The 11,004-nt window shown below is 72.3% G+C and carries 10 protein-coding genes; 6 read left to right on the top strand and 4 right to left on the bottom strand.

Annotated elements, in window-relative coordinates:
* The first annotated feature begins 336 nt into the window (after positions 1–336).
* The 6 genes from VGR37_13160 to VGR37_13135 all read left to right on the top strand — a co-directional run bounded on the left by VGR37_13160 (position 337) and on the right by VGR37_13135 (position 7,215).
* Entirely contained in the window at positions 337–2,094 is a 1,758-nt protein-coding gene (locus VGR37_13160) for a serine hydrolase (GenBank protein ID HEV2148347.1), read from the top strand.
* A gap of 100 nt (positions 2,095–2,194) precedes the next feature.
* Positions 2,195–3,853 (top strand): alpha-amylase family protein, encoded by a 1,659-nt coding sequence (locus VGR37_13155; GenBank protein ID HEV2148346.1) that lies wholly within the window; start codon positions 2,195–2,197, stop codon positions 3,851–3,853.
* A 136-nt stretch (positions 3,854–3,989) separates the two neighbouring features.
* Positions 3,990–4,379 (top strand): hypothetical protein, encoded by a 390-nt coding sequence (locus VGR37_13150; protein HEV2148345.1) that lies wholly within the window; start codon positions 3,990–3,992, stop codon positions 4,377–4,379.
* Positions 4,379–4,744 carry a DUF5615 family PIN-like protein gene (locus VGR37_13145; protein HEV2148344.1) on the top strand — a complete coding sequence of 122 codons (366 nt, stop codon included), beginning with the start codon at positions 4,379–4,381 and terminating at the stop codon, positions 4,742–4,744. The genes VGR37_13150 and VGR37_13145 overlap by 1 nt, the downstream gene beginning before the upstream one ends.
* Before the next feature lie 202 nt (positions 4,745–4,946).
* Entirely contained in the window at positions 4,947–6,539 is a 1,593-nt protein-coding gene (locus VGR37_13140; protein ID HEV2148343.1) for a peptide chain release factor 3, read from the top strand.
* A 232-nt stretch (positions 6,540–6,771) separates the two neighbouring features.
* The gene (locus VGR37_13135; protein ID HEV2148342.1) at positions 6,772–7,215 is read left to right on the top strand and encodes a YsnF/AvaK domain-containing protein; all 444 of its coding nucleotides are present in this window, start codon (positions 6,772–6,774) and stop codon (positions 7,213–7,215) included.
* Positions 7,216–7,283: 68 nt separating this feature from the next.
* Here VGR37_13135 and VGR37_13130 read toward each other — a convergent pair whose 3' ends face one another.
* The 4 genes from VGR37_13130 to VGR37_13115 all read right to left on the bottom strand — a co-directional run.
* On the bottom strand, positions 7,284–7,925 hold the full coding sequence (locus VGR37_13130; protein ID HEV2148341.1) for a plastocyanin/azurin family copper-binding protein: 642 nt from the start codon (positions 7,923–7,925) through the stop codon (positions 7,284–7,286).
* Between the two features lie 209 nt (positions 7,926–8,134).
* A complete protein-coding gene (locus tag VGR37_13125) occupies positions 8,135–9,172 on the bottom strand; it encodes a tetratricopeptide repeat protein (GenBank protein HEV2148340.1) in 1,038 nt (345 codons plus the stop codon).
* A 22-nt stretch (positions 9,173–9,194) separates the two neighbouring features.
* Complete coding sequence (locus VGR37_13120) at positions 9,195–9,815, bottom strand: hypothetical protein (GenBank protein ID HEV2148339.1); 621 nt, start codon at positions 9,813–9,815, stop codon at positions 9,195–9,197.
* 128 nt (positions 9,816–9,943) lie between these two features.
* Positions 9,944–11,004: sigma 54-interacting transcriptional regulator (locus VGR37_13115; protein HEV2148338.1), on the bottom strand; the 1,061-nt coding region annotated here is incomplete at its 5' end.

Raw genomic sequence — 11,004 nt, 5'->3', positions numbered from 1 at the left:
GGCGCGGACGGGGCGCACGCCCAGACGAGGGCGGAAACGAGAACGGGGAGGAGCGTACGCTGCAGGGATCGGACGAGACTCCGCATGGCCTTCCGCACGGGTTGGAGTGGATGCTTCCGGAGGTGCACAGAGTGGAGCGGGCGTGGACCCGCGCGCAAGAGCGGCCCGCGGCGCCCCGGCTCACCGGCTGGACGGACGCGCTCGGCTGCGGCTCTTTTCAAGCGCCGGGCCACCGCGCGGCTGCACGCCCCGCTCCGGTAGCACGGGTCGTGCGCAGTCGCTGCGGACCGGCCGCAGCGAGCAGCGACTCCGTCACCCTGCACCGCGACCATCGCCATGCCGCTCTTCCGCTTCGCCGCCGCTGCACCGGTCCTCCTCGGCGCCATGCTGTCCGGGTGTGCGCCGCGGCTGGCCGGCACCGCCGCCGCCCCCGCATCCCCGAGCACCGTGACGCCGTCGCCCGCCGCCGCGCTCGAAGCCGCCCTCCCCAGCCTGCTGGAGGAGGGCGAAGTCCCGGGGGCCGCCCTCGCCCTGGTGGAGGACGGGCGCGTGGCCTGGACGCGCGGCTTCGGGGTGAAGCACGCGGCGACTGGCGAGCCGGTGACGCCCGGGACCGTGTTCGAGGCCGCCTCGCTGAGCAAGCCGGTGTTCGCCTACGCCGTGCTGAAGCTGGTGGACCAGGGGCGGCTGGACCTGGACGCGCCGCTCAGCCGCTACCTTCCCGAGCCGTACGTGGCCGGCGACGAGCGCCTCCACCGCATCACGGCTCGGACGGTGCTCAGCCATACCACCGGGCTCCCCAACTGGCGTCGCGGGAACCAGCCGCTCCGCATCGGGATGGAGCCGGGGGCCCGCTTCAGCTACTCCGGGGAGGGGTACGTCTACCTGCAGAAGGCGGTGGAGCACCTGACCGGCGAGCCCCTGGACGCGCTGGTGCGCCGCCTGGTCCTGGAGCCGCTGGGGATGACGAGCAGCAGCTTCGTATGGCAGGAGCGCTACGACACCCTGAAGGCCCATGCGCACGACGCTTCCGGACGCGTGGCCGGGCGGAACCGCGCCGTGCTGGCGAACGCCGCCTCCAGCCTCGAGACCACGGCGGGCGACTACGGGCGGTTCCTCGCGGCCGTGCTGCGGGGCGAGGGGCTGCGTCTGGAGACCGCGCGTGAGATGCTGCGCCCCCAGGTAGCCGTGGAGGAGGCGTGCACCCAGTGCGTCGGCCAGCCGGAGGGCGCACGGTCGGAGGCGATCTCGTGGGGGCTCGGCTGGGGCCTGCAGCGCGTGGAGGGCGACACCGCGCTCTGGCACTGGGGGGACAACGGGAACATGCAGGCGTACGTCGCGGCGCTCCGTGGCTCCGGACGCGGGGTGGTCCTCCTCACTAACGGCGCGAACGGACTCTCCGTCGCCCCCGAGATCGTCCGGATCGCTCTGGGTGCCGACCAGCCGTCCTTCGCCTGGCTCGGCTACGAGCGATACGACGCTCGCGTCCGACGGCTCCTGCGGGAAGTGCTGGCGGGGGGCGTCGCCGCCGCGTCAGGGTACCGCGCCCGCTGGCAGGCGGGGGACGCGGACCCGCTCACGGAAGCGGAGGTGAACCGGCTGGGGTACGCGCTCCTGGGGCGCGGCCGGGTGCCCGAAGCGGTGGAGGTGCTGCGGTGGAACGTGGAAGACCACCCCGGGTCGGCCAACGTGCACGACAGCATGGGCGAGGCGTACGCCCGAGCGGGCGACCGGCAGCGCGCGGCGCGGCACTACCGCCGCGCGCTGGAGCTGGACCCGCAGAACGCGGGCGCCGCCGAGATGCTGCGGCGCCTCGAAGCCCCGGTCGTGGCGGTCGCCGCCGAAGTCCTGGCCGCGTACACCGGCGAGTACGAGCTCCCCCTGGGGCGGCTGACGGTCGCCCTGCGCGAGGGCAGGCTCTTCGCGCGTCTGGACGAGGAGCCCGGCGTCTACCTGGTCCCCGTCTCGGAGACGCGCTTCTGGGCCGAGGGAGCGCGTCCCGAGATCGAGTTCGTCCGGGGCGGGGACGGGCGTGCCGCGGAGGTGGTGCTGCGGGTGGCAGGGCAGGAGTTCCGGGGAAGGCGGGAGAGGTAGGCGCGGCTCCGGCGCGGGGCTTCGCGCCCCGTCTGGAAGGGAGCTTGCAGCACGGGTACCGCTCGCGAGACGCCGCCACGGACCCGGACAGGGGAGACCGATGATCGAAGACCTCTGGTACAAGAACACCGTCATCTACAGCCTGGACGTCGAGAGCTTCATGGACGCCAACGGCGACGGCGTCGGCGACTTCGAGGGGCTAATGCGCCGCCTGGACTACCTTCAGGCGCTGGGCGTCGGCGCCGTGTGGCTCGCACCCTTCCAGCCCTCGCCCGACCTCGACGACGGGTACGACGTCTCCGACTATTACGGGGTGAGCTCGCGATACGGCTCCGGCGGCGACTTCGTGGAGTTCATGCACCAGGCGGAGAAGCGCGGGATCAAGGTGCTCATGGACCTGGTGGTGAACCACACCTCCGACCAGCACCGCTGGTTCCAGGAGGCGCGGAGCGACCCGGAGTCACCCTACCGGGACTGGTACATCTGGTCGAAGAAGCGCCCCTCCGACTGGAACAAGGGGATGGTGTTCCCGGGCGTCCAGGAGTCGACCTGGACGTACGACAAGAAGGCCCGGGAGTACTACTACCACCGCTTCTACGCATTCCAGCCGGACCTCAACATGGACAACCCCGCGGTGCGCACCGAGGTGCGGCGCATCATGGGTTTCTGGCTCCAGCTGGGGGTGGCGGGCTTCCGGGTGGACGCGGTCCCCTTCGTCATCGAGAGCACCATTCCGGGAAAGGAGCAGGGGAAGCTCCACTTCGAGTACCTGTCCGAGATGCGCCGCTTCCAGCAGTGGCGCGTGGGCGACTCCATCCTCCTGGGCGAGGCGAACGTGGTCCCGGAGGACGCCTGCAGGTATTTCGGCGAGGACGGGGGGACCGGGATCCACATGATGTTCAACTTCTGGGTCAACCAGCACCTGTTCTACGCGCTCGCCACGGCGGACACCGCCCCGCTGGTGGAGGCGCTGCGCGCCACGAGCGGGATCCCCCACACGGCCCAGTGGGCGCAGTTCCTCCGCAACCACGACGAGCTGGACCTGGGGCGCCTCAGCGACGAGCAGCGCGAGAAGGTGTTCGCGCGATTCGGGCCGGAGGAGCGGATGCAGCTCTACCACCGCGGCATCCGCCGCCGCCTGGCCCCCATGCTGGGCGACCGTCCCCAGCTGGAGCTCGCCTACAGCCTGCTCTTCTCCCTTCCCGGCACTCCCGTGATCCGCTACGGCGACGAGATCGGGATGGGCGACGACCTGTCGCTCCCCGAGCGGGCGGCGGTCCGCACCCCCATGCAGTGGTCCGACGAACCCCACGGCGGCTTCTCCACGGCGGAGAAGACGGTGGAGCCCGTGATCGACGACGGGGTCTGGGGCTACCCCCGGGTGAACGTGGAGGCGCAGCACCGCGACCCGGAGTCCATGCTCAACTGGACGGCGCGGATGATCCGGATGCGGAAGGAGTGCCCGGAGATCGGCTGGGGGAGCTGGGAGATCCTGGACACCGGGTGCCCCCAGGCGCTCGCCATGCGCTATGACTGGCGCGGCAACTCGCTGCTGGTGGTGCACAACTTCGACACCAAGCCGCACGAGATCGAGCTGAGGACGGGGGTGGAGCGCGGCGACCGGCTGGTGAACCTGATCGTGGAGGAGGAGAGCTGCGCCGGGGAGGACGGCGTCCACCGGATCGTGCTGGACGCCTTCGGCTACCACTGGTACCGCGTCGGCGGGCTGAACTACGCCATCCGCCGGGAGCGGGCGTAGCCGGGGCGGGCGCCCGGGGACCCGTGCAGGGCGGGTCCAGCCCGCGTCGCGCGGGCTGGACCGCTTGAGGGATGCCGGTGTACACATTAGAATACACATAGATACATTTGGGCACGCTTACCCCCGAGGGCGAACGATGGCGACGCTCACCGCCCGGATCGACGACTGGCTGGACGAAGAGGTCCGCGAATTCTGGAAGGCTCTCGGCGAGGGACCCAGTTCCGGCTTCCGCCACGTCGTGGAGGAGTGGTGGACGCTGCAGAACCTCCCGGGGCTGGAGTTCCGCGACGGGGTTTCCGGGCGCCGGGCAGGGATCCGCAACGGGCCGGACGTGTGGGAGGTCGTAATGGTGGCCCGCGATTATGATGGCGACCTGGACGCGCTCGACGGCCACTTCGGCGGACTCCTGCCGAGAGAAGCGCTCGGGCAGGCGCTGGAGTATGCCGGCCGGTTTCCGGCCGAGGTAGACAGGAGGATCGAGGAGAACCTGCGCATCGAGCGGCTGCTCGGCGGGAGCCGGCGCTGATGCCCCTGGGGCCCGGGCTGCTGTTCGACGAGCACGTGAACGTCGCCGCGTGCCGGCAGCTCCAGGCCGCGGGTGTGGACGTGGTGCACGCCCTGGAGGTGGGGCTCGCCAGCACTCCGGACCCCGACATCCTCCGGTGGGCGATCGCGCAGGACCGGATCGTCGTGACCCGGAACTATCAGGACTTCGCCCCGCTGGTTCAGAACCTGGCCTCGCGCTCCGTGGAGTTTCCAGGCGTCCTCTTCCTGTCCACCTCGATCCGGCAGAGCGATGCGGGCGCCCACGTCCGGGCGGTCCTGAAGTGGATCGAGTCTTACGAGGCGGGCGACAGCGGCGGCGTGGGGAGCTTCGCCTGGCTGTTCTGAACCGCCTGCGGGGTCAGGAACACGAGCGGCCGGGACCCTGCCCTCGCAGTCCCCGCACGCCCTGCCGCAGGGCGCGACGACCTCCACCCCCGCAGCATTGAGGCAAGCGCCGCTTTTCGTTATATTTACTAGCTGATCGGCAGCACCCCGACGCCCCGCGGCCCCTGCTGGCGGGGCGTTCGACTTTCGAGGAGGCAGGTCCGTGAGCAGCAACCTAGCAGAGCAGGTCCGCCGGCGGCGGACGTTCGCCATCATCTCGCACCCGGACGCGGGGAAGACCACGCTGACGGAGAAGCTCCTCCTGTACGGCGGGGCCATCCACCTGGCCGGGAGCGTCAAGGCGCGCCGGGCGGCGCGGCACGCCACCTCGGACTGGATGCAGATGGAGCAGGAGCGCGGCATCTCCGTGACCTCCTCCGTCCTCCAGTTCGAGTACGAGGGGTACGCGGTGAACCTGCTGGACACCCCGGGGCACGCCGACTTCTCCGAGGACACCTACCGGACGCTGATCGCCGCGGACAGCGCGGTGATGCTCCTGGACAACCGCAAGGGCGTGGAGGAGCGCACCCGGCAGCTCTTCGAGGTCTGCCACCGCCGGCGCACGCCCATCTTCACCTTCGTCAACAAGTGCGACCGCCCCGGCGCGGACCCGCTGCAGCTGCTGGACGACGTGGAGCGCGACCTGGGGCTGCGCTGCTACCCCGTCACCTGGCCGATCACCGCGGGCGACCGCCTGGTGGGCGTGTACGACCGCGAGGAGCGCCGGATCCACCTCTTCGAGCGGGGCGTGGACCACGGGCAGACGCGCGTGGGGACCCGGGTGGGGAGCCTGGACGACGACTCGGTGCGGGAGATGATAGGCGAGGAAGCGCACGAGAAGCTCCTGGCCGACATCGAGCTGCTGGACATGGCGGGCGAGGAGTTCGACCCGGAGGCGTTCCTGGCCGGCGAGGTGTCGCCCACCTTCTTCGGGAGCGCGATGACCAACTTCGGCGTGGAGCCCTTCCTCCGGAAGTTCCTGGTCCGCGCCCCTGCCCCCACCCCGCGGGAGTCGAGCACGGGCGAGGTGAAGCCGGAGGACCCGGACTTCACCGGGTTCGTGTTCAAGATCCAGGCGAACATGGACCCCAAGCACCGCGACCGCATCGCCTTCGTGCGGGTGTGCTCCGGGCGGTTCGAGGCGGGGATGCAGGTGCGGCACGTCCGCACCGGGAAGCAGATCCGCCTGGCCGCTCCCACCCAGTTCCTGGCGCGGGAGCGGACGCACGTGGAGGAGGCGTGGCCCGGCGACGTGATCGGGATCCACGACCGCGGCAACCTGCGCATCGGCGACACCCTCTCGGGGAACGGGAGCCTGGAGTTCGGGGGGATCCCCCGCTTCTCGCCGGAGCACTTCGCGCGGATCGTGGTGTCCGACCCCATGCGCCGCAAGCAGCTGGACACCGGGCTGCAGCAGCTCTCCGAAGAGGGGGCCGCGCAGGTGTTCTACGCCGAATCCATCGTGGGCCCCGCCCCCATCGTGGGCGCCGTGGGGCAGCTCCAGTTCGACGTGATGCTCCACCGGCTGGAGCACGAGTACGGCGTCAAGGCGCGCCTGGAGCCGCTCTCGTACCGCTTCGCCCGCTGGGTGGAGGGTCCCGAGGCGGAGATCCGCCGCGTGGCATCGGAAGGGTACGGGCGCACCATGGTGTTCGACTCCAGGGAGCGCCCGCTGATCCTCTTCGACACCGAGTGGACGCTGAAGACTACGGTGGAGCGGGAGAAGGATCTCCGGTTCTTCGACGTGGCGCCGTAGCCGCACGCAGCCGCGGACGCAGAGACATGGGAGGCCGGGGGACGATTCGTCCCCCGGCCTCGTGTTTCACGGGCTCCGCGGACCGGCAGGCGAAGAGCATGCAGGTTCATTGCTTGTGCAAACATGGAACAACACTTGCAGCCCCCTCCAGTCCCCTGACCGCCCGGAGCTCCGGGAGGGAGGCGAACCGCGCCGGACGCGACGTCGGGCGCCCTGAACTGGAGGAAACCGAATGAGCATCAACGAACGGGACCGCGAGGTCCCCCTGGAACGCGACCGCACCCTCCGCGACGACCAGGCGGAGAGGGATGCGCGGCTGACGCTCTCCGAGGAGGAGCTGGCCGTGGGCAAGCGCCGCATGGAGGCGGGCGAGGTGGAGATCGACAAGCGGGTCGAGACCCGGCACGTCAGCGAGCAGGTGCCGCTGTCCCACGACGAGGTGACCATCGAGCGCCGGCCCATCGAGCCGGGGATGCACGCCTCCGCCCGCATCGCCGAGGAGGAGATCCGCGTGCCGCTCTCCGAGGAGGAGGCGGTGGTGCAGAAGCGGGTGGTGCCGAAGGAGGAGCTGGTGGTCCGCAAGCAGCAGGTCGAGGAGACCGAGATGGTCGAGGCCGACCTCCGCCGCGAGCGGGTGGACGTGGACACGGAGGGCGACGTCCGCGAGCGCCGGTAGCCTGCCGGCGGGCACAGGCCGCCCCGAAGCACGAGCCCCCGCCGGGAGATCCCGGCGGGGGCTCCGTGTCACTGCACCGTGACCACGCCCACCATCCCGCCGGTGAAGCTGCTGGAGTGCGGCCGGCAGCGGAACCGGTACGTCCCCGGGGTGGCGAAGGTCACGCTGAAGCTGTCCGCGTCCGAGGCCAGGGTATGCTCGACCCAGCTCCCGGAGGGGTTCTCCGGCGTCACGGTGTGCGAGCCGCTCACCCACTCGAACCGGACGGTGCCGCCCGCGGGGATGGTGACGGTCTCGGGAGAGAACGAGGTCCCCTGCGCCCGCACGACCGCGGGGCCGCCCGCGCTCCCCTGCACCGTCCAGCTCACGGTCGCGGTCCCCCCCGCGGTCACGCTGGTGGTCTTCCCCGCCGTCTCGCCGCCCATGGCGAACCCCTGCGGGAGCTGCTGCAGGGTGAGCGTGTAGCCGCCCGCCTGCAGGTTGTCGAACCGCGCCTGCCCGTTGCTCCCCGTGGTCCGCGCCGCGCCGCCGGAGATCGCCACTGCGGCCCCCGGCACGCCGGCTCCCGCGGCGCTGACCTGCGCGACCACGGAGCCCGTCGTGGGGCCCGGATCCGTGCCGCCGCCTCCGCCGCTGCACGCCGCCGCCGCGCCGGAGCCCAGCACCGCGGCCGCCACCGCCAGGAGCACTCGCACTCGCTTGCCGTTCATGTCGCCACCCTGGAGCAGGAGGATGAGAGGTGAAACCCACCCGCTCCCCGGGGCAAGCGGCGCTCCGCTCCTGCCCGGTGGGCGGAACGACGCGCAAGCCGCTGTGGCGTATCGTGTTGTGGAAGCCTGGGAAACGGACGGGGATGCGGGGGAGCGGCGGCCGGTGTCGCGTTACGGGACAGGGCGCCTGCGGGCGCTACAGCGGGGGCTCACCCCTCCAGCCCCGCGGCGATGGCGCGCATGGCGACGGCCTCGGCGGCGGCGCCCATGACGTCGAACCCCTCGGCCGCGTCGAGGAGCGCCTCGCGCGCGTCCGCCGGCTTCCCCGCGTCGCGCAGGAGAAGGCCGCGGTCGCGCTGCACGTCCGCCCGGAGGAGCGGGTCCGCGTGGTCGCGGGCGATGGACAGCGCCTCGTCCAGCCTGGCGATGGCCAGGTCGTCCCGGCCGGAGGCGCGGGCCGCGGCGGCCAGCACCCGGGTGGCGTGCGCAACCCCCACCGGGTCGCCCATCCGCTCGAAGCGGCCCAGGGCGCGCCGCGCCATCCACTCCGCCAGCGTGCCGTCGCCCGACTGTGCGCGCAGCAGGGCCCGCTCGGTCTCGGCGTTGGCGATCACGTCCTCGCTCCAGCGCCTCGCGGGCGGCTCCGCCCCGTCGCCATCCTCCTCCGCGCCGCCGTACTCCACCGCCCGCAGGAAGTGCGCGTCGGCGTCCCCGGGGAAGCCAAGGTCGCGATAGGAGAGGCCCAGGTTGTAGTGAGTCTGCGCGAGCCCCAGGAGGTTGCCCAGCCGCTGGTATGCCGCGAGCGCGCGCTGGTAGTAGGTGAGCGCCAGGTCGCGCCGCCCACGGACGTTGGCGAGCACTCCCAGGTTGTTGCTGGCCCGCGCGGTGAACTCCTCGTCCTCCTGCTCCGAAGCGTAGTCCAGCAGCTCGGCGAAGCGCTGCTCCGCCTCCTCGGCCCGCCCCGACTCGAACAGCAGGTTCCCCACGAGGTTCACCACCTCCGCGGCGAGCCGGCGGTCTCCACGGCGGCGCGCGGCCGGCTCCACCTGCACCGCGAGGGCCAGCGCGCGCGCGACGTCGCCGAGGCGCCTGGACGCCGCGGCGTACGCGTAGCCGAGCTCGGGCTCGCCGAGCAGCTGCTCCCGGGAGAGGGACGCGCCGTACTCCGCGAGACGGCGCCACTCGCCGGTCGCGCGGAGCCTGCGCGCCATCTCTACCGTCAGGGCGGAGGTGGAGGGGGTCGACACGGGGTCCGGCGTCGGTTCGCGGTCAGTAGCCGCCGGCCAGCGCGTAACGGCTGAAGCCGGTGATCTCCGCCTTCGCCTCGCGCAGGTCCTCCAGCTTCACCGTCCCCATCCGGGACCAGGGCTGCCCCGCGCGCCCCTGGTGCCAGAAGCCGAACTCCCGCTCGAAGCGCTCGTCGCGGTCGTCCACCGTGCCGTCGCCGTTGTAGTCGCGGTCGGCCCAGCGGTACGAGACGCGGAGCTCGGCCGGGTGGTCCGGGTCGAAGCGGAGCCCCGACGGCTCGAAGCGGAAGTCGAAGCGGGCCGGGTCCACCACCGTGATGGTGATGCGCACCGTGTCTCCCCGCTGGAAGCGGCGGCCGTCCGGACGGCGGAGCAGCCCGTTCCCCGGGATCCGGAACTCCAGGCACTTCTCGTAGCCGTAGCCGTTGTTCACGTAGCGGATCTCGGCGCGGGCGTTGTCGCCGACGCGCGCCACGAACGAGACCGTCTGCGACTCCAGCGGCGGAGTCCCCTCCGCGGCCCGCAGGAAGACCAGCTCGTCCTCGGCGCGCGGACGGTCGCCGGAGCCGGCGGGGTCTCCACACCCGGCGGCGAGGAGGAGGGCGAGCAGAAGGAGCGGGCGTACGAGGCGGATCTTCGACATGGCACCATGCTTCAGGGGGGTGGAGGGCGCGCGGCACACACCGCTGCAGGGCAAGCGGCGCGCCCCCGAAAAACCGCGCCAGTGCTGCATTGCGGCCCGCCGCGCTGTCGCGGCCCGGGACGCCTGTCTCATTCCGGCACACCCTCCTCCACCTCGTCCAGCAGCCGGTACAGGCGCGAGCGGGAGATGCGGAGCGCCTCGGCGGCCGCGCTCTTGTTGCCGTCCATCTGCTCCATCATCGCCACGGCGGCGGCGCGCTCGATCTCGTCCATGGGAGCCGGGAACGGGATCGGCCCGCCGCGCGCGGCCGGGGAGGCGGCGCGGGCGCGGGGGAACAGGTCCGCCGGGTCGAGCACGCCATCGCCCAGGAGCAGGGCGCGCTCGATCCCGTTGCGCAGCTCGCGCACGTTCCCGGGCCAGGAGTGCGCCAGCAGGGCGCGGCGGAGCGGCGGGTCCAGCGGCGGGACGGGGAGGTCGTACTGCCGGGCCAGGGTGCGCAGGAAGTGCTCGGCGAGGAGGATCACGTCCTCCCCGCGGTCGCGGAGCGGCGGGAGGTGGATGGGGACCACGCTGAGGCGGTAGAACAGGTCCTCCCGGAACTCCCCGCGCGCCACGGCGTCCTCCAGCTCCACGTGCGTCGCGGCGACGATCCGCACGTCCACCTCGCGCGGGCGGAGGGCCCCCAGCCGCCGCACCTCCTTGTCGTCCAGGACCTTGAGGAGCTTCCCCTGGAGCGCCAGGGGGAGGTCGCCGATCTCGTCCAGGAAGAGCGTCCCGCCGTGCGCCGCCTCGAACAGCCCCGGCTTGGCCGTGCGGGCGTCGGTGAAGGCTCCCCTCTCGTGCCCGAAGAGCTCCGACTCCAGCAGCCCGGCGGGGATCGCGGTGCAGTTCAGCTCCACGAAGGGCTGCGCCGCGCGGGGGCCGTTGTAGTGGATGGCCTGCGCCAGGAGCTCCTTCCCCGTCCCCGTCTCGCCGGTCAGCAGCACGGTGGCCCGGTCGCGGGGGATGATGCGGGAAGCCCGGTCCAGCGCCGCGCGCAGCAGCGGACTCTCCCCCACCACCCGGCCGAAGTCGAAGGCGGCGCGCTCCGCGGCGGCGTGCCTCCCCCCGGCCGCGCGGGCGTCCCGCCGCCGCGCCCGCTCCGCCACCTCCGAGCGCAGGGCGTCCAGGTCGCCGGGGAGGGCGAAGT

It is taken from the genome of Longimicrobiaceae bacterium, from assembly GCA_035936415.1.
GTDB lineage: Bacteria > Gemmatimonadota > Gemmatimonadetes > Longimicrobiales > Longimicrobiaceae > JAFAYN01.
Note: the sequence above shows the minus strand (reverse complement) of the source record. Positions and strands in the feature narration are given on the sequence as shown.

What these genes read in the sequence shown, in the direction of transcription:
- VGR37_13150 (HEV2148345.1), top strand. Translation starts at nt 3,990, where the DNA reads ATGGCGACGCTCACCGCCCGGATCGACGACTGGCTGGACGAAGAGGTC.
- VGR37_13120 (HEV2148339.1), bottom strand. Translation starts at nt 9,815, where the DNA reads ATGTCGAAGATCCGCCTCGTACGCCCGCTCCTTCTGCTCGCCCTCCTC.
- VGR37_13145 (HEV2148344.1), top strand. Translation starts at nt 4,379, where the DNA reads ATGCCCCTGGGGCCCGGGCTGCTGTTCGACGAGCACGTGAACGTCGCC.
- VGR37_13160 (HEV2148347.1), top strand. Translation starts at nt 337, where the DNA reads ATGCCGCTCTTCCGCTTCGCCGCCGCTGCACCGGTCCTCCTCGGCGCC.
- VGR37_13130 (HEV2148341.1), bottom strand. Translation starts at nt 7,925, where the DNA reads ATGAACGGCAAGCGAGTGCGAGTGCTCCTGGCGGTGGCGGCCGCGGTG.
- VGR37_13155 (HEV2148346.1), top strand. Translation starts at nt 2,195, where the DNA reads ATGATCGAAGACCTCTGGTACAAGAACACCGTCATCTACAGCCTGGAC.
- VGR37_13135 (HEV2148342.1), top strand. Translation starts at nt 6,772, where the DNA reads ATGAGCATCAACGAACGGGACCGCGAGGTCCCCCTGGAACGCGACCGC.